The sequence below is a fragment of the Shinella sp. M27 genome (assembly GCF_049199905.1).
Classification (GTDB): Bacteria; Pseudomonadota; Alphaproteobacteria; order Rhizobiales; family Rhizobiaceae; genus Shinella.
The window spans coordinates 187,008-209,742 of the sequence record NZ_JBLZPK010000060.1 but is presented as its reverse complement, the minus strand read 5'-3'; the positions used below and the strand labels follow the sequence as shown (position 1 = coordinate 209,742).

Below are 22,735 nucleotides of genomic sequence, written 5' to 3'. Positions count from 1 at the left end.
GATTATGACCGTCACCATCGACCGAGAAGGTTCCATCGCCGTCGTCACCGTTGACAATCCGCCCGTCAACGCGCTTTCGCAGGCGCTGCGCCAGGCGCTTGTCGACACGGTCGTGGGGTTGGATGCGGATGCGGCGGTGAAGGCCGTGGTCCTGATCTGCGCCGGCCGCACCTTCATCGCCGGCGCCGATGTCAGCGAATTCGGCAAACCGCCGCAGCCGCCGCATCTGCCGGATGTCGTGGCGGCTATCGAGGGGGCGAAAAAGCCCTGGATTGCGGCGATTCATGGTAGCGCGCTCGGCGGCGGCCTCGAAGTGGCGCTCGGCTGCGCCTATCGCGTCGCCGTCTCCTCCGCCAACCTCGGCCTACCGGAGGTGAAGCTCGGCATTATTCCCGGTGCCGGTGGCACGGTGCGTCTGCCGCGCCTGATCGGTGCAGCGGCGGCCGTCGATCTGGTGACGGGCGGCAGCCCGCTCAGTGCGAAGAAGGCGGAAGGCCTCGGGCTTATCGATGCCGTCATCGACGGGGATCTGCGCGCGGGTGCTGTCGCTTTCGCTGAGCGCATTGCGGAAAAATCGCTGCCCCAGCCGATCTCCCGCCGTGCCGTTCCGGCCATCGAAGCCGGCTTCTGGGAGAGCGCCGAAAAGGCCGTCGCAGCCAAGGCGAAGCGCGAGATCGCGCCGTTGCGCGCGCTCGCCTCCATCCGCAAGGCCTGCGAGACGGATTTTACCGATGCCATGGCCTTCGAGCGCGAAACCTTCCTCGCTCTGCGCGGCTCCGAACAGGCCGCAGCTCTGCGCCATGTCTTCTTCGCCGAGCGCGCCGCGCCCCGTCCGCCGGAACTCGCCGGCATCACCCCGCGCGACATCCGTTCGGCGGCCGTGATCGGCGGAGGCACGATGGGGGTGGGCATTGCCGCGGCCCTGCGCGATGCCGGCCTGCCGGTGGTGCTGATCGAGCGCGACGCCACGGCGGTCGAGCGCGGGCTTGCCAATGTGAAGTCGATCTACGACGGCTCCGTCAAACGCGGGCGTACGACGCAGGCGGTTGCCGATCAGCGCATGGCCGGTGTGACCGGCGGCGATGATTACGGCCTGCTTGCCGACACGGACCTCGTCATCGAGGCCGTCTTCGAGGACCTCGCCGTCAAGCGCGCCGTCTTCGAAAAGCTCTCGGCGGTCTGCCGGCCGGATGCGGTGCTCGCCACCAACACGTCCTATCTCGATCCCGGTGCGATCAGCGCCGGCATCGTCCATCCCGAACGGTTCCTCGGCCTGCATTTCTTCAGCCCGGCCCATGTCATGAAGCTGCTGGAGATCGTGCCGACGGAAGCGACCGCACCGGAGGTTCTCGCGGCCGGCTTTGCACTCGCTCGCCAGCTTGCCAAAATTCCCGTCCGCGCCGGCATCTGCGATGGCTTTATCGGCAATCGCATCCTGAAGGTGACGCGTGCGCAGGCCGAGCGTCTGCTGCTATCGGGTGCGACGCCCTCGGCGGTCGATGCCGCCATGCGCGATTTCGGCCTGCCCATGGGGCCGTTCGAAGCACAGGATCTCGGCGGTCTCGACATCGCCGCTTTCCAGCGTAAGGCGGCGCGCGAACGGGGCGAAACGCCCTTTGCCCCCGTGGCGGAGCGGCTTTGCGCGCTTCAACGGTTCGGCCAGAAAACCGGCGGCGGCTGGTACGATTACCAGTCGGGTGATCGTGCGCCAAAACCCTCGGAAACCGTGGCGGCGATCATCGCCGAAGAGGCGGCGGACCGGCCGCAACGAGCATGGAGTGAAGCCGAGATCGCCGACGCGATCCTGCTGCCGATGGTCAACGAGGCGACGCGTATTCTGGAGGAGCGCGTGGCGCTTCGCGCCGCCGATATCGATCTCGTGAAAATCCACGGCTATGGTTTTCCGCGCTGGCGTGGCGGGCCGATGCACTATGCTGAGGCGTGTGGGCTTGCGGAGGTGGTGGCCGTGCTCGACCGGCTCGCGGCGGAGGGGCTTGCCGAGGCGCCCTCGGAGGGGCTGCGCCGGGCGGCGGCGGCCGGTGGTTTTTCAGCGCGTGAGCGATAGGCAAGCGCTGCGGACTGTGATGAGATAGTTTGGGAGACGTAGCATTCTGCGGAAGCCGGGGAGGGCGCAATGCAGTCGCTGATGACGCCGGGACACAAGCCGGTACAGGTGGAAATTCTCGAAGCGGAAATCCGCAAGGTCTGCGGGTCCTTCGATCTGGAGCCCATGCGGCGCACCGGCGTCGTCAATGGCGACGTGACCACGCGGCGCATCGGCCCGTTCGATACGGCAATCGTCGCACTCGATGCCTCCGAGGTGGCGCGCAGCACCCGCTCCATCCGGCAGGATCCAGGCGAATATTTCTTTCTGCTCGTGCAGGATGCCGGCCAGTGTCGCGTCGAACAGGGCGATCATGTGGCCGAGCTTTTGCCGGGAGACATGTTCCTCGTCGATTCCGTCAAGCCCTCGACCTTCCTCTATCGCGGCGAATGCTCCAACCAGGTCTCGCTGCACATTCCCCGCGACGAAGTGGTGCACCGTTTCGGCAATGCCTGTGCGGGCGGTCTTTCGATCTCGCGGGAGGACACGCTCTGGGTCGCCATGCGCGCGGTCATCGCCAAGATGCTTTTGGAAGACGGCGCGCAGGCGCAGCTCGGCGAAGCCTTCCTCTGCCTGATGGGCGCTTACCTGCATTCCAGCCGGGTGACGGGTGCCGCAACGCCGGCCGAGACCCTGCTGTCGCGCGCCCTGGCGATGATCGATCGTAACCGGGCGGACCCGACCTTCGGCCCGCGCGAATTGGCCACCCGTCTCAATGTGTCCGAACGCATGCTGCAAAGGCATTTCCGGCCGCTTGGCGAAACGCCCGGCCACCGGCTGCTCAACCGCCGGCTGGAACTTGCCCATGCCCGGCTGACGGCGCGCCGGGAGCAGCCGTCGGAAGGCGTCACCGCCGTCGCCTTCGACTGCGGCTTCAACGATCTCTCCTATTTCTACCGCGAGTTCCGCAAGAAATACGGCGCGACGCCGGGTGCGGTTGCGCGCTGCCATTGACGCTTTTGTCCAAAAGGCGGGACGGCGCCGTCCAAGTCTGATGCCGCGCCCGCTTCTAATCTCTGCCACAAGATAGGACCGCCGGAGGAGGTGGCCTGCCATGGAGGAGGCGGAAATGATGGAATTCAAGGCGACCATCGGCGGCAAGCCGGCCCCTGTCGGCGCGGACTTCGCCGTCATCAACCCGGCGACGGGCGAAGAGGTCGGCCGCGCGCCGAACATGGGTGGCGTCGAGCTGGATGCGGCCGTCGCGGTCGCCAAGGCGGCGTTCGCGTCGTGGTCGGCGCAGAGCGATGAGGCGTTGCAGGCGGCCTGTGCGGCTGTCACGGCGAAGATCGAGGAACATGCGGCGGAACTCGCCGAAATCATCACGCTGGAGCAGGGCAAGCCGTTGAACGGCCTCGGTTCGCGCTGGGAGGTCGGCGGCGCCGTCGCCTGGGCGGGCTATACGACGGGGCTGTCGATCCCGGTCAAGGTTTTGCAGGACAACGAGCAGGGGCGCGTGGAACTGCACCGCAAGCCGCTTGGCGTCGTCGGCTCGATCACGCCGTGGAATTTCCCCGTGATGATCGCCGTCTGGCATATCCTGCCGGCGTTGCGCACCGGCAATACGGTCTTGGTCAAGCCGTCGCCCTATACGCCGCTGTCGACGCTGCGGCTTGTACAGATCATGAACGAGGTGCTGCCGCCCGGTGTCGTCAATGTCGTGACGGGCGATGACAAGGCGTTCAATCTCGGCGGTGCCATGTCGGCGCATCCGGATATCGCGAAGATCGTCTTCACCGGCTCCTGCGCCACCGGCCAGAAGGTCATGCAGTCCGCGGCCGCGACCATGAAGCGCCTGACGCTGGAAATGGGCGGCAACGACGCGGGCATCGTGCTGCCGGATGCCGAACCGCAGGCGATTGCCGAAGGCCTGTTCTGGGGCGCCTTCATCAACAACGGCCAGACCTGCGCGGCGATGAAACGGCTCTATGTGCATGATTCCATCCACGACGCCGTCTGCGATGCGCTCGTCGCCTATGCGAAAAACATTCCCGTCGGCAACGGCATGGAGGAGGCGAGCATTTTGGGGCCGATCCAGAACCGCATGCAGTTCGACAAGGTTTCGCGCCTCGTGGCGGATGCCAGGGGACGCGGCAAGGTGCTGCTCGGCGGCGAACCGGGCGAGGGCCTGTTCTTCCCGCCGACCATTGTCGCCGGTCTGCGCAATGGCGACGCGCTCGTCGACGAGGAGCAGTTCGGGCCGGCGCTGCCGATCATCCGCTATTCGGATGTCGAGGAGGCGATCCGGCTGGCGAACGACAGCCCGAACGGGCTCGGCGGCTCGGTCTGGTCGTCGGATATCGAGGCGGCGAAGAAGGTCGCGAGCCGCATGGCCTGCGGCTCCGTGTGGATCAACAAACACGGCGCCATCCAGCCGAATGCGCCCTTCGGCGGCGTCAAGCAATCCGGCATCGGCGTCGAGTTCGCGGAGGAAGGCCTGGCCGAATACACCGATATCCAGGTGGTCTTCGCCTGAGAAAACAACATAAGAGGGAACGATCATGAGACTGACGAGATATCTTGCCGCAACGGCGCTGGCCTTCGGCCTGACCGCCACCGCCGCGGCCGCCCATCCGCTGGATGGCCTGTCCGCCGAGGAATACCAGAAGATCAACCAGATCCTGCGCAATGAGAAGGTCGCCGACGACACCACGCTCTATCCGCTGATCGAGCTCAAGGAGCCCGCCAAGGCCGACGTGCTCGCCTGGAAGGAGGGCGACAGCCTCGACCGCAAGGCAACGGTTTACCTGACCAGCAAGGAAGGCTTCAGCGAGGCCGTGGTCAACATCACCAAGGGCGCGGTGGAGAGCAACGAGAAGACCAAGGGACAGCCGATGGTGCTGTTCACGGAGTTCATGGGCGCGCTGGAGGGCGTGCTCGGCAATTCCGATATGGTGGCCGGCCTTGCCAAGCGCGGCCTGAAGCCGGAACAGGCCTTCTGCCTGCCGCTCACCGCCGGCAATTTCTTCACCGACGAATACACCAATTCCCGCCTGATGAAGGTGCCCTGCTATCAGGTGCCTGACGGCTCCAACTTCTATGCCAAGCCGATCGAAGGCCTGTTTGCACTCTACGATATCGGCAAGAAGGAAGTGCTGCGCGTCGTAGATACGGGCGTGCTTGATGTGCCTAAGGATGGCTGGGGCTATACGGAGGAGGAAGTCGCCAAGCGCACGCCGCTGCGCGCCGAGACCAATTCCGTCAAGCTGGTGCAGGAGGGCGGCCCGAACTACAAGATCGACGGCAGCCATCTCGAATGGGATATCTGGCGCTTCAACTTCCGCGTCGACAAGCGGCCGGGCCTGGTACTCTCCAATCTCGACGTCAACGATGACGGCACGTGGCGTTCGGTCATCTATCAGGCCCATCTGTCGGAAGTCTTCGTGCCCTATATGGACCCGTCGGAAGGCTGGTACTGGCGCACCTATATGGACAGCGGGGAATATGGTTTCGGCCTCTTCCTGACACCGCTGCGCGCCGGCATCGATTGCCCCGCGCATGCCACCTTCCTGCCGGCGACGATCGCCGACGACAAGGGCCAGCCGCTGGTCATTCCCGATGCCATCTGCGTCTTCGAGCGCAGCATCGGCGATCCGGCCTGGCGCCATTTCGAGGTCTTTGCCCAGACGCCGGAAAAGCCGATCCCGGCGGAGGGACGCCCGGCGACGGAGCTCGTGGTGCGCACGGCCTCGGAAGTCGGCAACTATGACTATCTCATCGACTACCGCCTGCAGCAGAACGGCCAGGTCAACATCTATGTCGGCGCGACCGGCCTCGATGCGGTGAAGGGCGTTGCCTCCACTTCGATGAAGGATGCGACGGCCAAGGCCGATACGGCGCATGGCACGCTGATCGCACCGAACCTCGTTGCCGCCAACCACGACCACTACTTCAACTTCCGCATCGACTTCGACGTCGACCAGCCGATCAACCACTTCTCGACGATGGATATCGTGCCGGCCAAGCTCGATGCATCGAGCCCGCGCAAGTCGATGTGGACGGTCGAACACAAGATGCCGATGACGGAAATGGAGGCGCGCTACAAGCTCTCCTCCTCGCAGCCGCGCTACTTCCACATCTCCGACCCATCGCGCGAAGGCTATCTCGGCCATGAGCCGGGCTACATGATCCACCATGGCGACGTGTCCTACGGCCCGTTCGACTTCGAGAACGACCCGCCGATGAAGCGCAACGCCTATATCGAATACTCAGTGTGGAACACGGTCTACGACCCGGAACAGCGCTATGCCGGCGGCAAGTTCGCCATGCAGAGCGACGGCTCCGATACGCTCGCCGAATGGGTGAAGAAGGACCAGAGCCTGATGGGCAAGGACATCGTCACCTGGTTCTCCGCCGGCTTCCACCACATTCCGCGCATGGAGGACTGGCCGGTCATGTCGACGGAATGGAAGACCGTGCACATCATGCCGCACAACTTCTTCGCCCATAACCCGGCACTAACGATCCGCAATCCGAAGTAAAGGCAAGACGAGGCATGGCATGGGCCATGCCTCGTTTCACAACCCGGTCCGCAACCTCTCCTTCGTCATGCTCGGGCTTGACCCGAGCATCTACCCGCCGCGCGCGCGGCATGGACCCTCGGGTCAAGCCCGAGGGTGACGGAGGAGAGGTGTGGCGGTCTGACGAATGAAAGGCCCGGGAATGTCCCGGGCCTTTCTCATTGCGCCGGCTGCATCTCACCGAAGACGGTCGGGATCAGCTCCGATATGGTCGGGTGGATGTGCACGGCGTGCGTGATGGTCGTGTAGGGCCTGCCGGAATACATCACGTCCAAAATGCTCTGCACCGCCTCGTCGCAACCGGTACCGAGAAGGGAAGCGCCGAGGATTTCCTTCGTCTCGGCATCGGCGATCACCTTCATGAAGCCGAGCGTTTCGCCCTTCTCCTTGGCGCGGCCCACACGCGTCATGGGCCGCGTGCCGATCAAGAGCTTGCGCCCGGTCTTGCGCGCCTCCGTCTCGTTCATGCCGGCGCGACCGAGCGGCGGGTCGATGTAGAGCGCGTAGGTCTGGATGCGGTCGCTTACCTGGCGCTTCTCGTTGTCGAGCAGGTTGGCCGCGACGATCTCGAAGTCGTTATAGGAGGTGTGCGTGAAGGCACCGCGGCCGTTGCAATCGCCCATGGCGAAGATGCCGGGCACGTTGGTCTCGAGCCGCTCGTCGACGGCGATGTAGCCGCGTTTGTCCACCGCAACGCCCGCCTTGTCGAGGCCGAGATCGTCGGTGTTCGGCCGCCGTCCGGTGGCGAGCAGGAGATGCGAGCCGATGATTTCTGGCGCGCCTGCCGTGCAATCGACGCCCACCCCGACATCGTCGCCGCTTTTGAAGAAGCGGATGCATTCCGCCCCGGTGCGGATGGCGATGCCCTCGCGTTCAAGGATATCGCGCACGGCGTCGCTGATATCAGGGTCTTCCCGCGCAATGAGCCGTGGCCCCTTTTCGACGACCGTCACCTCAGCGCCGAAGCGGCGAAACATCTGGGCGAATTCCAGCCCGATATAGCTGCCGCCGATGACGACGAGGTGTTTCGGCACCGCCGTCAGGTCCATGATCGAGACATTGTTGAGGTGGGGTACGTCTTCCACGCCGGGGAAATCCGGCACGACGGCGCGGCCGCCCACATTGAGGAAGATTTGAGGGGCGGACAATAGATCGTCGCCGACGCGGACCTCCGTCGGGCTTTCGAAGCGGGCATGGCCACGGATGAAGGTCAGGCCGTCCATGCTTTCCAGCCAGTCCTCGTTGCCCTTGCGGGCATCGAAGCGCACCCTGTCCTTGCGCGCCATGACCTTGGCGAAATCGATGGCAACAGGACCCGTCACCACGCCGTATTCGGCACCGCGGCGGGCGAGGTGGGCGGCATAGGCGCTGGCGACCATGGCCTTGGTCGGCATGCAGCCGGTGTTGACGCAGGTGCCGCCGACGAGCTTGCGCTCGATCAGCGCAACCTTTTGGCCGGCGGCGGTCAGCCGACCGGCAAGCGACGGGCCGGCCTGGCCCGCGCCGATGATGATGGCGTCGAATGTCTGCATCAGAGAACCGACGAAACGACGAAGAGGCCGAGCAGCACGGCGACCGCGTCTTCGAGAAGCGCGATGGGCAGGTCCTTGCCGCCGGTCGCCGCAACAAGGCGCTGGCGCGCTTCAGCCCCGCCGAGCGTGCCGATGACCGAGCCAATCACGCCGGCCACAAGCCCGCCGATCAGCGCGCCGCCGGCCGTGCCGATGACCGCGCCGCAGAAGGCGCCGCTGACGATGCGGGCGCCGAACTGCTGCGGCACCTTGCGGCTTGGTGTGCTCGGCAGCTGGTCGGTGACGAATTCGACGAGCGCGAGCACACCGAAAACATAGGGCGTGAAGCGATAACCCATGAAGGCGGCCCAGGTGCCGGAAACCGGCAACCAGCCGAGGGCGGCGCCGATGCTGACGGCCGCCGGTGCCGTCATCGCGCGAAGCCCTGCCACGACACCGATCAGCAATGCGAGGATATAAATGCTCATTGTCCCCTCAAAAAATTTGCGCCGGACATCGGGCCCGGGATGGTTCCCGGCAGAGATGAAATGCACTATCGAAATGGAGGATGGGCCTCTAGAAAGACTGTCGGATGGCATGGCCGATTGCAATGGGTTTCTTTTGCCTGATAGGTTCTTCCGGCATAAATTTTAAAGCGCTTTGGACGCGGCAACAAACGTCGTGTCTTGTCCTGCCTTCGCAGTCTGTTTTTTGCGATTTACTGCCATATATGGAATGCTTTGCCCGGACGGGCTTTCTGAAACGTGGTGAAACTGTGGCCACGAATTGCCGCACAAGGAAAGGTTTTAACATGCGCCCAGTCGTCAAGTTTATCGGAGCAGCTCTGGCCCTCGGTCTGGCCGCTGGTGCCGCCCAGGCCCAGGTCGTCGTTTCCTCGAAGATCGATACGGAAGGTGGGGTTCTCGGCAACATCATCCTGTCCGTGCTGAATGCCAACGGCATCCAGACGACGGACCGCGTCCAGCTCGGCGCGACGCCGGTCGTGCGTCAGGCGATCATCGCAGGCGAGATCGACATCTATCCGGAATATACCGGCAATGCCGCCTTCTTCTTCGAAAAGGCCGACGATCCGGCCTGGAAGGATGCGACCAAGGCCTATGAGCTTGCCAAGACGCTCGACTATGACGCCAACAAGATCGTCTGGCTGCAGCCGTCGCCGGCGAACAACACCTGGGCGATCGCGCTGCGCAAGGATGTGACCGAGCCGAACAAGCTCGTCACGCTCAGCGATTTCGGCAAATATGTCTCCGGCGGTGGCCAGGTCGTTCTCGCGGCCTCCTCGGAATTCGTGAACTCGGCGGCCGCCCTTCCGGCCTTCCAGACGACCTATGGCTTCACGCTGAAGCCGGAACAGCTGATCACGCTTTCGGGTGGTGACACGGCCGCGACGATCGCCGCCGCCGCCAACCAGACCAACGGTGCGAACGCCGCGATGGTCTATGGCACGGATGGCGGTATTGCGCCGTCGGGCCTCGTGGTTCTCGAAGACGACAAGGGCGTGCAGCCGGTCTACCAGCCCTCGCCGATCATCCGCGAAGAGGTGCTGAAGGCCAATCCGCAGATCGAGGAACTGCTGAAGCCCGTCTTCGAAAAGCTCGACCTCGTCACGCTGCAGGATCTCAACGGTCGCGTTCAGGTCGGCGGCGAGCCGGCCAAGGCGGTTGCCGAAGACTTCCTCAAGAAGAACGGCTTCATCAAGTAAGCTCTTTTCGCCCTTCGCCCATCCGGGCGGAGGGTTTCCCCATTGAAAGGCGTGCATGCGGTTCAGGATCGACAAGCTCGGCGTGGTGATCGCCGCTTTGCTGGCCTACGGCGCCTTTCTGGCGCCGTTTGCCAATTTCCGGGCCAACCGCATCGTGCCGGGTGAGCCGCGGGCAATCCTCGATGCGCTGCCATCAGGCCTCGGCGTGGCGCTGGTCGTCTTCATCGCCGTAGCCCTCGTGCTTATCGTGCTGAAGACGCCGACGCTGCTGCGGCTGGTACTCGGTCTTGCGGCTCTGGCTATCCTCGCCATCCTCATCGGCCTCTCCGCCGGCCACCTGACGCCGCCGGACAATACCTATGCCCGCGTCTCACCGGCCTCCGGTTTCTGGCTCACCAGCTTCGCCTTCGCGCTGCTGACCGCCGATGCGCTCGCCCGGCTGAAACTCTCGCCGCTTGCGCGGGTGGCGCTTTTGGCGGCCGTCGCCGTGGCGGTCGCCACCCTCCTGATGTCCGGTGCCTGGGATGGACTGTCGATCCTCAAGGAATATGGCAGCCGCGCCGAGACCTTCTGGCTGGAGGCGAGCCGGCATGTCGTGCTGGCGCTCGGCTCGCTGGCGGCCGCGACATTGGTCGGCCTGCCGCTCGGCATTCTCTGCCATCGGGTGGAAGCCTTGCGCGCCGGCGTGCTCAATGTGCTGAATATCATCCAGACCATCCCGTCGATTGCGCTGTTCGGTCTGCTGATCGCACCACTCGGTTGGGTCGCGCTCAACGTGCCGGGTGCGGCGGCGATCGGCATTCGCGGCATCGGCGCGGCGCCGGCTTTTGTCGCTCTTTTCCTCTATTCGCTGCTGCCCGTCGTCGCCAACACGGTGGTCGGCCTTGCCGGCGTGCCGCGCGATGCCAATGATGCGGCGCGCGGTATCGGCATGACGGATCGCCAGCGGCTTTTCGGTGTCGAGCTGCCGCTGGCCTTTCCTGTCATCCTCACGGGCATCCGCATCGTGCTGGTGCAGAATATCGGGCTTGCCACCATCGCCGCGCTGATCGGCGGCGGCGGTTTCGGTGTCTTCGTCTTCCAGGGCATCGGCCAGACGGCCATGGACCTTGTGCTGCTCGGCGCGGTGCCGACCGTAGCGCTCGCCTTCGCCACGGCCATCGTGCTTGACGCCGCGGCCGAACTTTCCAATTCCAAACCCGGCAGGGCCGCATGATCGAGATCGACACCATCACCAAGCGCTACGGCGACAACACGGTCGTCGACAATGTCTCGATGACCATCGCGCCGCGCACGATCACCGTTATCGTCGGCACATCGGGCTCCGGCAAGACGACGCTGATGCGTATGGTCAACCGCCTCGTCGAGCCGACCTCGGGAACCATCCGCATCGACGGCCAGGACAACCGCTCGATGCCCGGCTATGAACTGCGCCGCCGCATCGGTTATGCCATCCAGGGCCACGGCCTCTTCCCGCACCGCACGGTCGCGGAAAACATCGCCACCGTGCCGACGCTGCTCGGCTGGGAGAAGAGCCGCATCGATGCCAAGGTGAAGGAGCTGCTCTCTCTCTTCCAGCTCGATGCCGCCGCTTTCGGGCCGCGTTATCCGCACGAGCTGTCGGGCGGCCAGCAGCAGCGTGTCGGCGTCGCCCGTGCGCTCGCCGCCGAACCGAATATTTTGCTGATGGACGAGCCCTTCGGCGCGCTCGATCCGGTCATTCGCGCCAAGGCGCAGGACGACCTGCTGGCGATCCAGAAGCATTTCGGCACGACCATCATCCTCGTCACGCATGACATGGAGGAAGCCTTCCACCTCGCCGACAAGATCGCCGTTATGGACAAGGGCAGGATCGTGCAATACGCCGCGCCCGAGGACATGCTCGTCAACCCTGCCACCGATTTCGTCGAGACGCTGATCGGCGCCGGCGAGCGGCCGTTCCGGCTGCTCTCCATCGGCACCGTCGGCGATGCCGCGGAAGCCGGTGTCGCAGACGGCGAACCGCTCGCGGCGGCCACCAGCCAGCGCGATGCGCTCTCCGCGCTGCTCTGGTCCGGCCGTGACGCCCTGCCGGTTGTCGGTGCAGATGGCGCAGCCCTCGGCCGCGTGACGCTTGCCGGCCTTGCCCGCCGTGCCGCGAGGCCGCAATGACGCGGCTTCTGCCCAATCTCCTCCGTTTGGCGGCGCTGGTCATCCTGATCGCCTTCCTCGTCCAGCCCGGCCTGTTCGAACCGCTGCTCAAGCCTTTGGTGCAGGCCAATGCGCCGGCGATTTATAATCAGGGCAGCCTGCTTTCGCTGACGCTGTCGCATCTCGCGACGGTTTTCACCGCGACGTCGGCCGCAACCATCGTCGCCGTCGGGCTTGCCATTCTCGTGACGCGGCCGATCGGGGCCGAATTCCTGCCGCTGTCACGCAGCCTGGTGAATATCGGCCAGACCTTTCCGCCGGTCGCCGTGCTGGCGCTTGCCGTGCCCGCCGTCGGCTTCGGCGAGAAGCCGACGCTGATCGCGCTGTTCCTCTATGGCTTGTTGCCGATCTTCGAGAATTCCATGACCGGCCTTTCCACCCTGCCGCCCGCCATCGTCGAGGCGGCGAAGGGAACCGGCATGACGGCATGGCAGCGGCTCACCAAGGTGGAACTGCCGCTGGCGCTGCCGATCATTCTCGCCGGCATCCGCCTTTCGGTCACCATCAGCCTGGCCACGGCCACCATCGGCTCGACGGTCGCGGCGAAAACACTTGGCGAGGTCATCATCGCCGGCCTGCAATCCAACAATCTCGCCTTCGTCTTGCAGGGCGGTCTCGTCGTCGCGGTGCTGGCAGTGCTGATCTACGATGCTTTTTCCGCGCTCGAGCGCATGCTTTCGCGCCGGGCCGGCCGGGGTTAGTCGTCGGTCTCGAGGTCATAGACGAGGATGCCGGCAATGCCGCCTTCGGCCGCCGCGACCAGGCGGCCACCCGTCTGCTTGTGCTCGGGATCTTCCAGATAGGCATCGCGCGAAAAGCTGTCGGCGAAATCGACGATGAAGCCGTCGGAGAACCCCTTGTCCATGCCCGTTTCCGGGCTGACATTGGTGCCGATATGGACGGCCACCATGCCGGGCAGGCGGTCTTTCAGGGCATCGATCTCGTTGAACAGCTCGGTCTTGTAGGCGACGGAAATGGTCGGCTTGAAGCGGATGAAGACGCAGTGGCGGATCATGGTTCACCTATCGGATGTTGGCGCGGGCGCGCGGACGCTGGTCGTTGCGCTCGTATTGGAAGACCTGGGCCGGCAGCGCCGGCAGGCCGCGGATGATGTCGGCGCCCTTTTCGCCCACCATGATGGTCGGCGCATTGGTGTTGCAGGAGGGAACGCGCGGCATGACGGAACTGTCGCAGACGCGCAGGCCTTCAAGCCCATGCACCTTCAAATCGAGCCCGACGACGGCATCCGCGCCGGTGCCCATCTTGCAGGTGCCGACCGGATGGTGGTCCGTCTTGGCATTGGCGCAGCCGTAGTTGAACAGGTCCTCGTCGGTGACGACCTTCGGCCCCGGCAGGCGCTCGGCCATGACGAAGGGTTTCAGCGCGGCCTGCTGCATGATCTCCCGGGCGATCTTGAGCCCTTCGATCGACATTTTGCGGTCATGCGGATCGTCCCAATAGTTCGGATCGATCAGCGGGGCAGCCGCGGGATCGGCGGAGGCAAGCCGCACCGTACCCTTCGAGCGCGGGTGCAGATAGGCGGAGTTCAGCGTCACACCGGCGTTCTTCAGTTTCTCGACGCCCGCCTCGATGCCCGAGCCGAGGCCGAGATGGAACTGGATATCCGGAGAGCGAGCCTCGGGGTCGGCATACCAGAAACCGCCGGTCTCGAAGAGCGAGGAGGCGACGGGGCCGGAGCGGAAGAGCACATATTGCAGGCCCGCCCAGAGTGTGCGGTGCAGCTTGGCCACGCCGTCATAGGTGTGATCGCCAGTGCATTCGGAAATGACGAAGAGATCGAGATGGTCCTGCATGTTGGAGCCGACGCCGGGCAGGTCGTGCTTGACCGCGACGCCGACCGAACGCAGGTGATCCGCCGGGCCGATGCCCGATTGCTGCAGCAGTTTCGGTGAGCCGATGGCGCCGGAGGAGACGAGCACTTCGCGCTCTGCCCGGATCGTTTCGACGCCTTTGCCGCCGACGACCTCGACGCCGACGGCGCGCGTGCCCTCCAGTACGATGCGGGCGACGCGGGCGCCGGTGCGGATCGTCAGGTTCTTGCGGTCCTTGATCGGCGAGAGGTAACCGAGCGAGGCGGAGGAGCGGCGGCGGTTGCGCTGGGTCAGCTGGTAGAAGCCGACACCGGCCTGCTGGCGGCCATTGAAATCGTGGTTGTAGGGAATGCCGAGCTCCTGGCCGGCGCGGATATAGGCGTCGCAGATCGGCAGCGCGGAGACCGGCATGGAAACGCCGAGCGGGCCGCCATAGGAATGGTAATCGTCGGCAAAACGCTGGTTGTCTTCGGCGCGTTTGAAATAGGGCAGGATCTCGCGGTAGCTCCAGCCCTCGCAGCCGTCTTCGCTGGCCCAGAGATCGTAATCGGCGGCATTGCCGCGGGTATAGAGCTGGGCGTTGATCGAGGAGCCGCCGCCGATGACCTTGGCCTGCGTATAGCGCAGCACGCGGCCCTTCATGTGCTTCTGCGGCACGGTCTCCCAGCCCCAGCTGGCGACACCCTTGGTCATCTTGGCAAAGCCGGCCGGCATGTGGAACAGCGGGTTCCAGTCCCCGCCGCCGGCCTCCAGCAGCAGCACGCGGACATCAGGGTCCTCGGAAAGTCGGTTCGCCAGCACGCAGCCGGCGGGGCCGGCGCCGGTGATGATGTAATCGTAGGTCATGCCTTGGTCCTCAAGAATTTTCAGAGCCGGCCGATCGAGAGCCCGCCGTCGAGATTGATCACCGAGCCGGTGGCGAAGGCGAATTTGCCGCTCGCAAGCGCCGCTGCGACGGAGCCGATGTCGTCAGGCTCGCCCCAGCGCTTCATCGGCACGAGGCCGCCTTCGATCAGCGCGTCGTATTTGTTGGAGACGGCCGCCGTCATGTCGGAGCGGATGATGCCCGGACGGATTTCGAAGACGGCGATACCGGTGTCCGCCAGTCTGAGCGCCAGCCCCTGGCTGAAGGCGGCAAGGCCGGCCTTGGTCATGCAATAGTCGAGGCGTTCGGGCGAGGTGAGGCCGGCCGAGACGGAGGTGATGTTGATGATCGCCCGTGGGCCGGCCGCCTGTTTCGAATGCAGCATCACCTTCAGCACGGCCTGGGTGAAGAACACGGTGCCGCGCAGGTTGGTCGAGACGATCGTGTCGAAATGTTCCGGTGCCAGATCGAGGAAATCGCCGCGCACGACGGAGGCGATGCCGGCATTGTTGACGAGGCAGGCAATCGCTCCGAGCTGATCTTCGATGGCCGCGACCGCGGCCGCATGGCCGGCGAGATCGGCGAGATCGGCCTTGAGATAGATAGCCTGTGTGCCGCGTGCGGAAAAATCGGCAATCATGGCGTCGGTCGCGGCATCGCTGTCGCCGATGCCGGTAATGGCGATGGCGAAGCCTTCGTCGGCGAGGGCTTTCGCGATCCCGAGGCCGATGCCGCGGCGGCCGCCGGTGACGATGGCGACGGGGCGAGTCATGCTGACAACTCCTTTGCGCGGATATGGTCGGCGACGCGCAGCGCCTGGGCGGCGATGGTGAGCGCCGGATTGACGGCCGCCGAGGTCGGCAGGCAGCCGCCGTCGACGACGTAGAGATTGGAGTGGTCGAAGGCGCGGCAATAAGGGTCGAGCGGGGCGGTGGCCGGATCGAGGCCCATGCGCACGGTGCCGCACTGATGCGAGGGGGTGCGCTTGTCGAAGGGTTGCGTCAGGACGATCGGGTAGCCGGCGGCCTTGAAATGGGCGCGCATTTTCGCCTCCAGGCCGGCGAGCGCCTCCATGTTGGAACGCTGCCACTGCATGATGATGCCCTTGCCGTCGACCATGATGCGGCTTTCGGGATTGGGCAGATCCTCGGTCATCATGTACCAGTCGATCGCGTGGCCGGCCATGAAGTCGAGGGCGAAGCGCGGGGCGTAGGCTGGGGCGTTGGCTTTCAGGATGTCGCCGTTGATCTTGCCCAGCAGCTGCACATTGCCGAGCGGCAGGTCGTCGCGGCCGCCGGTCAGGTAATAGTCGTTCAGCATCAGCGTCTTCTGGTAGATGCTGTCGTTGCGCCGGTACGGATTGATTGCCAGCATGGCGCTGCAATTGTGGTTCATGAAGTTGCGGCCGACCTGGTCGGAACCGTTGGCGAGTCCCTTGCCGTCGCCGGAGCGCAGCAGGATCGCAGCTGAGTTGATCGCGCCGGCCGACAGGATGACGAGCTTCGGCGAAAGCCGCTTTCTCTCGCCGCCGTGGGTGTAGTGGATCGTGGTGATCCGGCCGTCCGGCCCCGCCTCCAGCGTATCGACATGGGCGGAGGTGACAAGCGTGATATCAGGGTCGAGCAGGGCGGCGGCAAGCGGCGCGGTCTCCGCGTCTTTCTTGCCTTGGCCGGCGTTGGGAAAGCCGTCCCAGGGCGTGCGCCCGCCGGCAAGCCATGTGTCGATATCGACGCCGAGCGGCAGGGTCGCCGGATTGAGCCCCTGCGCCTTCAGCTCGGAGCGGGCGCGGGCGATGGCCGGCTCGTCCGGCACGGGGCCGTGCGGATAGGGCGTGGAATGGTGCGGTTCGGTCGGGTCCTGGCCCAGTTCGCCGCGCACCTCGAACAGGCGCTCGGCCTTGCCGTACCAAGGCTCCAGCTCCTCGTAGGGGAACGGCCAGGCCGGCGAGACGCCGCCGAGATGCTGCATTTCGGTGAAATCCTCGGCGCGATAGCGCAGGAGCACCGCGCCGAAGAGCTTGGAGTTGCCGCCGACGAAATAGAAATTGCCCGGATTGAACGCCGTGCCATCAGGCTCGCGCCACATCTCCTTCGGTCGGAAATGGCCGTCGACGAAGATCGAGCGGTAGCTGCGCGTCTCGGGCGTATCGGGCAGGCGCTCGCCGCGCTCGAGGATGACGATGCGCGCGCCCGAGCCGGCGAGCGCGGCGGCCATAGTGGAGCCGCCGATGCCCGATCCGATGATGACGATGTCCGGCTGCGTGGTCATGGGGCTCTCAGGCGATGCGAAGCTGGCTTGCGGGATCGAAGAACACGGCCTTGTCGAGGTTGAAGGCAAGGCGCGCCGTCTGGCCGGCGGTGATGCGCACGTCGGCGCGCAGGCGGGCAACGATCTCCTTGCCGCCGAGATGGGTGACGGCGAAGGTATCGGCGCCGGCGGGCTCGACCACCTCGATCAGGCAGTCTCCCTCCGCGACGGTGCGGGCATTGCGGTCCGCGCCGTCAGGGTCGGTCAGTGCCTCGGGGCGAATGCCGAAGATGACCTCCTTGCCCTTGTAGGCGTAAAGCCCGCCGGGCGCGTTCGGCACGGAAAGCACCAGCGGGTCGGCCTGGTGGCGGGCAAGCGAGACCGCCATGCCGGCGCCGTTCTGTTCGATCTTTGCCGAGAGCAGGTTCATCGCCGGCGAGCCCATGAAGTCGGCGACGAAGATGTTGGCCGGATTGTTGTAGATTTCCGAGGGGGAGCCGAACTGCTGCAGCACGCCGTCCTTCAAGACGGCGATCTTGGTGGCGAGCGTCATCGCCTCGATCTGGTCGTGCGTCACATAGACGATGGTGGTCTTCATGCGCTGATGCAGGCGCTTGATTTCCGTGCGCATGTCGACGCGCAGCTTGGCGTCGAGGTTCGACAGCGGTTCGTCGAACAGGAAGAGTTTCGGGTCGCGCACCAGCGCCCGGCCCATGGCGACGCGCTGGCGCTGGCCGCCCGAGAGCTGGCCGGGCTTGCGCTCCAAGAGATGGCCGATCTGCAGCATGTCGGCGACCTGCTTGATGGCCTTCTCGCGCTCCTCCTTTGGCACGCCGCGGATTTCCATGCCGAAGGCGATGTTGCCGCCCACCGTCATGTTCGGATAGAGCGCGTAGGACTGGAACACCATGGCGATGTCGCGCTTGGAGGGGTGCAGGCCGGCGACCGAGCGACCGTCGATGGCGATATCGCCCGAGGTGATCGGCTCCAGCCCGGCGATGGTGTTGAGCAATGTGGACTTGCCACAGCCGGAGGGGCCGACGAGCACGAGGAAGCCGCCCTGCTCGATCTCCAGGTTGATGTCTTTCAGGATTTCGAGCGCGCCATAGGACTTGCGCAGGTTGCTGATCTTGAGGAACGACATGTTTGTGGAAGACATGGAGCGTTATCCTTTCACGGCGCCGGACATCAGGCCGCGCACGAAATACCGTCCGGAGACGATGTAAACGATGAGGGTGGGCAGCGCCGCGAGGATCGCGCCTGCGAAATGCACGTTGTATTCCTTCACACCCGTCGAGGACTGCACGAGGTTGTTGAGCGCAACCGTCATCGGCGTCGTATCCGCGCCCGAGAAAGAGGCGCCGAACAGGAAGTCGTTCCAGATATTGGTGAACTGCCAGATGACCGAGACGACGATGATCGGACCGGAAGAGGGCAGCAGGATGCGGTAGAAGATCTGGAAGAAGCTCGCGCCGTCGATCTGGGCGGCACGCACCAGCTCGGTCGGGAAGTTTTCGTAGTAGTTGCGGAAATAGAGCGTCGTGAAACCGATGCCGTAGACGACATGCACGAGGATCAGCCCCCAGAGCGAGCCGGCAAGTCCGATCATCCCCAGAATGCGCGCCATCGGTATGAGCACGATCTGGAACGGGATGAAGCAGGAGAGCAGCAGCAGGCCGAAGAAGACGTTCGACCCTCGGAACTGCCACTTGGTCAGCACGTAGCCGTTCAGCGCGCCGATGATGGCGGAGATCGCGACGGCCGGCACGACCATCAGGATCGAGTTGAGGAAGAACGGCCGCAGGCCCGTCGGCTGCACGCCGATCTGTGCGGTCGACCAGGCTTGCAGCCAGGGCTCGATCGTCCAGACCTTCGGCAGGTTCAGCATGCCGCCCTGGCGAATCTCCTCCAGCGGCTTCAGCGAATTGACCAGCATCACGTAGAGCGGCAGCAGATAATAGACCGCAAACAGGATGAGGGCGGCGTAGATCAGCGCACGGGTCAGCTTGTTGTGCGAGATGACGTTGTCGGGGTTTTGCGCGCTCATCGGCCTTTGCCTCCGCGGATTTCGGAATAGAGGTAGGGGATGATGATCGAGAAGATCATGACCAGCATGATGATGGCCGACGAGGCGCCGATGCCCATCTGGTTGCGGGTGAAGGTGTAGGAATACATGAAGGTCGCCGGCAGTTCGGTCGCCTGGCCGGGCCCACCGCCGGTGAGCGCCACCACAAGATCGTAAGCCTTGATGGCGAGGTGGGCGAGCACGACGAAGGCGGAGAGGAACACCGGGCGCATCAGCGGAATGATGATGCGGCGGTAGATCGTCGAGGTCGAGGCGCCGTCGATCTGGGCGGCCTTGATGATCTCGTTGTCGACGCCGCGCAGCCCCGCGAGGAACATCGCCATGACGAAGCCGGAGGATTGCCAGACTGCGGCGATGACAACGCAGTAGATCGCGTAGTTGCGGTCCTTGATCCAGCTGAAGGCGAAGCTTTCCCAGCCCCAGAGATGCATGGTGTTCTCAAGCCCGATGCCGGGGTCCAGGAACCACTTCCAGGCGGTGCCCGTCACGATGAAGGAGAGCGCCATCGGGTAGAGGTAGATCGGCCGCAGGATGCCTTCGGCGCGGATCTTCTGGTCGAGCAGGATGGCGAGCGCCAGGCCCAGCACCGAGCAGATGACGATATAGAGCGAGGCGAAGATCGCCAGGTTCGAGATCGCCCGCCACCAGTGCGGCAGCGCCCAGAGCTTGGAATAGTTGCTCAGTCCCACGAAATTGTAGGAGGGCAGCATCTTGCTGTCCGTCAGCGACAGGAAGCCCGTATAGGCGATGAAGCCGTAAACGAAGACGAGCACGATGAGGAAACTGGGTGCCAGCACGAGCTTCGGCAGAAGCTCCTGCAGCCGGCTTCGGCTATCCATGGTCGATACCACCGTTGAAATCGGGTTACAGGGCGGCTCGAGGCCCCCTCATCCGGCTCGCCGCCCTCCCTCCGTTGGAGAAGGCATTGCCGCGGCGTTCAGGTTCCCTCTCCCCGTCGGGGAGAGGGAGGGCAAGGAGCGAGCCCCTTACTTCGCGGCCTCGACGGCGGCCTTGAGTTCCGTCACGGCTTCCTCGGAGGAAAGCTCGCCGTTGAACTGTCGGGTCACGACGTCATAGATCGCGTTCTTGACCGAGGCCGGGTTGGCATGGCCATGCGCCATGGAACCGAACAGCGTGCCGTTGGTGTTGGCTTCCGCAAGGTCCTTGATCGCCTTCTTGCCGCAATCGTCGAAGGCTTCGTCCGAGACGTCGGTGCGGGCAGGCGCCGAGCCCTTGACCACGTTGAAGGCCGACTGGAAGGTCGGGTTCTCGATGGCCGAGGCCATGACGAGCTGAGCCGGAACCTTGTCTGCGGCAACCTTGAACATCGCGAATTGGTCGGAGTTGAAGGTGACGGAGCCCTGCGTGCCCGGGAAGCGCATGCAGACGAAATCCGAGCCCGGCTTCTTGCCGGCCTTGATGAATTCGCCCTTTGCCCAGTCGCCCATGAACTGCAGGCCGGCCTTGCCTTCGATGACCATGGCGGACGCGAGGTTCCAGTCACGGCCCGAGAAGTTGTCGTCCACGTAGGAGCGCAGCTTCGTCATGCGGTCGAAGGCTTCCTTCATCTGGGCGCCGCCCAGCGTGTCCGGATCCAGATCGATGAAGGCCTTCTTGTAGAAGTCGTTGCCGAAGGAGAGCACGACCGCGTCGAAGATCGTCGCGTCCTGCCACGGCTGGCCGCCATGGGCGACCGGCGTGATGCCCTGTTCCTTGAACTTGTCGAGGAGAGCGACGAGCTCGTCCCAGTTCGCCGGCTCCTTGCCGCCCGCCTTGTCGAGGGCCGCTTTGTTGATCCACATCCAGTTGGTGGAGTGGACGTTGACGGGGGCCGCGATCCAGTGGCCGTCATATTTGGAGAACTGCTGCAGGGCGGTCGGGATTACCTTGTCCCAGCCTTCCTTGGCAGCCACTTCGTCGAGATTGCCGAGTGCGCCTTCCTTGGCCCAGTCGAGAATGTCGAAGCCGAGCATCTGCACGGCGGTCGGCGCGTTGCCGGCCGTGACGCGGGCGCGCAGCACCGTCATGGCTTCCGTGCCGCCACCGCCGGCAACCGGCATGTCGGTCCAGGAAATGCCCTTGGATTCGAGGTCCTTCTTGAGAACGTCGAGAGCGGCTGCTTCACCGCCCGACGTCCACCAGTGCAGAACTTCCACGTTTTCAGCGGCGCGAGCGGCCGTGCCGCCCAGGCCCATCAGCACCGCAATCGCTGCAGTGGTCGTCAGAAACTTGCGCATCGTATTCCTCCCGTTTGCAAGTTCGAGGGCGAGAGCCTCCTCCCGCCGATATGACCGAGGCCTTTGTGGGCGTCGGAATCCAGTCCATGGCTCAAAGTGCCATACCAATTTAAAACGTTGTAAATTTGCGGAGTCAAGCCGTGCGCAACTGCGCGGGTGGCAGTCTTCAAGATTCCCGTAAATTGGGGTGATTTAGTCCATTTCAGCAAGCCGTGGCGCTTTGTGCGATGCACTGAAAACGTTTTAAATTCTGTGCGGCGCAAGATTGCCGAAGGGCGGGGCGCTCGATATGGTGCCGGAAATCGACGTTCCCCATCCGAAGAAGCCTGCCCGTGTCCCGCATCGAAAAGCCCGCCGACAGTGAAACCGCCCGCAACCCGCTTCGAGCTGGCAAGCCGACGCTGAAGACGATCGCGGAACTGACGGGGTTTGCGATCACCACGGTGTCGCGCGCGCTCGGCAATGCGCCGCAGATTTCCGAGACCACAAGGCGCCGCGTGCACGAGGTGGCAGCCGAGATCGGCTACCTGCCGGATCGCGCCGCCCAGCGTCTCAAGACCGGCCGTACCAACGTCATTTCCGTGCTGCTCGATCCGCATGAGGAAATTCTGGGCTTCGGCACGTCCATCATGCATGGCCTGGCACGCGCGCTTCAGGCGACGCCCTACCATCTCATCGTCACGCCGAATTTCCTCGACGGCAGCAATGTCGATGCGGTCAACTACATCATCCGCAACGGCATGGCCGACGGCCTGATTTTTTCGCGCACCGAGCCGTTCGATCCGCGTGTGCGGCTCCTGCTGGAAAACGGCTTTCCCTTCGTCACGCACGGCCGTACGGAGTTCTCCACCCCGCATGCCTTCGTCGACTACGACAACTTCGCCTTCGCCTACGAGGCCACCAAGCGGCTGATCGTCAAGGGCCGGCGCAAGGTCACGATCATCCTGCCGCCCAAGCGGCTGACCTTCTGCCAACACATGCTGCACGGCTTCATGACCGCCGTGCGCGAAGCCGGTGTCGCCTACGAAATCCCCGACACGCTCGACCTCGACAGCCCCGCCGACATGATCCGCGACTATGTGCGCCGCCGCAGCGGCGAGCCCGATGCGCCCGATGGGTTCACCTGTCCCGGCGAGGTCTCCGCGCTCGCGACCATTACCGGCATGAGCGACAACGGTCTTTCGCTCGGCGTGGAATACGATATCGTCGCCAAGCAGACGTCGCGGCTGCTCAGCCAGATCCAGCCGAAGGTGGAGACCATCTACGAGGACCTGACGACCGCTGGCGAGGCGTTGGGCCAGCTGCTCTTGAAACGCATCGCGGGTGATCCCGTCGAGGGGCTTGCGATCCTCCAGAGCCCGCAGTTCAGCTTCCCGACGCCCTGAGCGGGCGGCGAAGCCGGTCCCATCCATGGTTGCCG

Annotated in this window: 19 protein-coding genes; 9 read left to right on the top strand and 10 right to left on the bottom strand. The window is 64.6% G+C overall.

Annotated features, from left to right (window positions below; genetic code table 11):
- The first annotated feature begins 4 nt into the window (after nt 1–4).
- From ACOZK4_RS22990 to ACOZK4_RS22975, 4 genes are all read left to right on the top strand, one after another.
- Nucleotides 5–2,065, top strand: a complete 2,061-nt coding sequence (locus tag ACOZK4_RS22990; RefSeq protein ID WP_421594015.1) for a 3-hydroxyacyl-CoA dehydrogenase NAD-binding domain-containing protein — start codon at nt 5–7, stop codon at nt 2,063–2,065.
- Between the two features lie 69 nt (nt 2,066–2,134).
- On the top strand, nt 2,135–3,058 hold the full coding sequence (locus ACOZK4_RS22985) for a helix-turn-helix domain-containing protein (protein ID WP_421594013.1): 924 nt from the start codon (nt 2,135–2,137) through the stop codon (nt 3,056–3,058).
- 115 nt (nt 3,059–3,173) lie between these two features.
- Nucleotides 3,174–4,580: an aldehyde dehydrogenase family protein gene (locus ACOZK4_RS22980; RefSeq protein ID WP_421594011.1), complete on the top strand. Its 1,407-nt coding sequence runs from the start codon at nt 3,174–3,176 to the stop codon at nt 4,578–4,580.
- Between the two features lie 25 nt (nt 4,581–4,605).
- Complete coding sequence (locus ACOZK4_RS22975) at nt 4,606–6,585, top strand: tyramine oxidase (protein ID WP_421594010.1); 1,980 nt, start codon at nt 4,606–4,608, stop codon at nt 6,583–6,585.
- A 197-nt stretch (nt 6,586–6,782) separates the two neighbouring features.
- Here ACOZK4_RS22975 and ACOZK4_RS22970 read toward each other — a convergent pair whose 3' ends face one another.
- Nucleotides 6,783–8,159 (bottom strand): FAD-containing oxidoreductase, encoded by a 1,377-nt coding sequence (locus tag ACOZK4_RS22970; RefSeq protein WP_421594156.1) that lies wholly within the window; start codon nt 8,157–8,159, stop codon nt 6,783–6,785.
- A complete protein-coding gene (locus ACOZK4_RS22965) occupies nt 8,156–8,623 on the bottom strand; it encodes a DUF4126 domain-containing protein (protein WP_421594009.1) in 468 nt (155 codons plus the stop codon). The genes ACOZK4_RS22970 and ACOZK4_RS22965 overlap by 4 nt, the downstream gene beginning before the upstream one ends.
- Before the next feature lie 323 nt (nt 8,624–8,946).
- Between ACOZK4_RS22965 and osmF the strand changes: the two genes are divergently transcribed.
- Genes osmF through ACOZK4_RS22945 form a run of 4 tightly spaced genes read left to right on the top strand, consistent with a single transcriptional unit; the run spans nt 8,947 to nt 12,749 of the window.
- Nucleotides 8,947–9,858: a glycine betaine ABC transporter substrate-binding protein OsmF gene (osmF, locus tag ACOZK4_RS22960; protein ID WP_298101683.1), complete on the top strand. Its 912-nt coding sequence runs from the start codon at nt 8,947–8,949 to the stop codon at nt 9,856–9,858.
- Nucleotides 9,859–9,913: 55 nt separating this feature from the next.
- Nucleotides 9,914–11,074, top strand: coding sequence for an ABC transporter permease (locus ACOZK4_RS22955; protein ID WP_421594008.1), 1,161 nt, complete (start codon nt 9,914–9,916; stop codon nt 11,072–11,074).
- Nucleotides 11,071–12,009, top strand: a complete 939-nt coding sequence (locus ACOZK4_RS22950; protein ID WP_421594006.1) for an ABC transporter ATP-binding protein — start codon at nt 11,071–11,073, stop codon at nt 12,007–12,009. Before ACOZK4_RS22955 ends, ACOZK4_RS22950 begins: the two co-directional genes overlap by 4 nt.
- The gene (locus ACOZK4_RS22945; RefSeq protein WP_313531620.1) at nt 12,006–12,749 is read left to right on the top strand and encodes an ABC transporter permease; all 744 of its coding nucleotides are present in this window, start codon (nt 12,006–12,008) and stop codon (nt 12,747–12,749) included. The genes ACOZK4_RS22950 and ACOZK4_RS22945 overlap by 4 nt, the downstream gene beginning before the upstream one ends.
- On the opposite strand, the gene ACOZK4_RS22940 is transcribed toward ACOZK4_RS22945, so the two are convergent.
- The 8 genes from ACOZK4_RS22940 to ACOZK4_RS22905 all read right to left on the bottom strand — a co-directional run bounded on the left by ACOZK4_RS22940 (nt 12,746) and on the right by ACOZK4_RS22905 (nt 21,315).
- Complete coding sequence (locus tag ACOZK4_RS22940) at nt 12,746–13,063, bottom strand: Dabb family protein (RefSeq protein WP_313531621.1); 318 nt, start codon at nt 13,061–13,063, stop codon at nt 12,746–12,748. The two genes, ACOZK4_RS22945 and ACOZK4_RS22940, sit on opposite strands and share 4 nt — an antisense overlap.
- Nucleotides 13,064–13,070: 7 nt before the next feature.
- On the bottom strand, nt 13,071–14,726 hold the full coding sequence (locus ACOZK4_RS22935; RefSeq protein ID WP_421594005.1) for a GMC family oxidoreductase: 1,656 nt from the start codon (nt 14,724–14,726) through the stop codon (nt 13,071–13,073).
- A gap of 20 nt (nt 14,727–14,746) precedes the next feature.
- On the bottom strand, nt 14,747–15,517 hold the full coding sequence (locus ACOZK4_RS22930; protein ID WP_421594003.1) for a 3-ketoacyl-ACP reductase: 771 nt from the start codon (nt 15,515–15,517) through the stop codon (nt 14,747–14,749).
- On the bottom strand, nt 15,514–17,013 hold the full coding sequence (locus ACOZK4_RS22925) for a GMC oxidoreductase (protein WP_421594002.1): 1,500 nt from the start codon (nt 17,011–17,013) through the stop codon (nt 15,514–15,516). Before ACOZK4_RS22925 ends, ACOZK4_RS22930 begins: the two co-directional genes overlap by 4 nt.
- Nucleotides 17,014–17,020: 7 nt before the next feature.
- Complete coding sequence (locus ACOZK4_RS22920) at nt 17,021–18,136, bottom strand: ABC transporter ATP-binding protein (protein WP_421594155.1); 1,116 nt, start codon at nt 18,134–18,136, stop codon at nt 17,021–17,023.
- Between the two features lie 21 nt (nt 18,137–18,157).
- Nucleotides 18,158–19,039, bottom strand: coding sequence for a carbohydrate ABC transporter permease (locus tag ACOZK4_RS22915; protein WP_421578399.1), 882 nt, complete (start codon nt 19,037–19,039; stop codon nt 18,158–18,160).
- Nucleotides 19,036–19,917: a sugar ABC transporter permease gene (locus ACOZK4_RS22910; protein WP_313531626.1), complete on the bottom strand. Its 882-nt coding sequence runs from the start codon at nt 19,915–19,917 to the stop codon at nt 19,036–19,038. Before ACOZK4_RS22910 ends, ACOZK4_RS22915 begins: the two co-directional genes overlap by 4 nt.
- Nucleotides 19,918–20,064: 147 nt before the next feature.
- Nucleotides 20,065–21,315 (bottom strand): ABC transporter substrate-binding protein, encoded by a 1,251-nt coding sequence (locus ACOZK4_RS22905; RefSeq protein WP_421594001.1) that lies wholly within the window; start codon nt 21,313–21,315, stop codon nt 20,065–20,067.
- Between the two features lie 341 nt (nt 21,316–21,656).
- Between ACOZK4_RS22905 and ACOZK4_RS22900 the strand changes: the two genes are divergently transcribed.
- The gene (locus tag ACOZK4_RS22900; protein WP_421594154.1) at nt 21,657–22,700 is read left to right on the top strand and encodes a LacI family transcriptional regulator; all 1,044 of its coding nucleotides are present in this window, start codon (nt 21,657–21,659) and stop codon (nt 22,698–22,700) included.
- Nucleotides 22,701–22,735 lie beyond the last annotated feature (35 nt).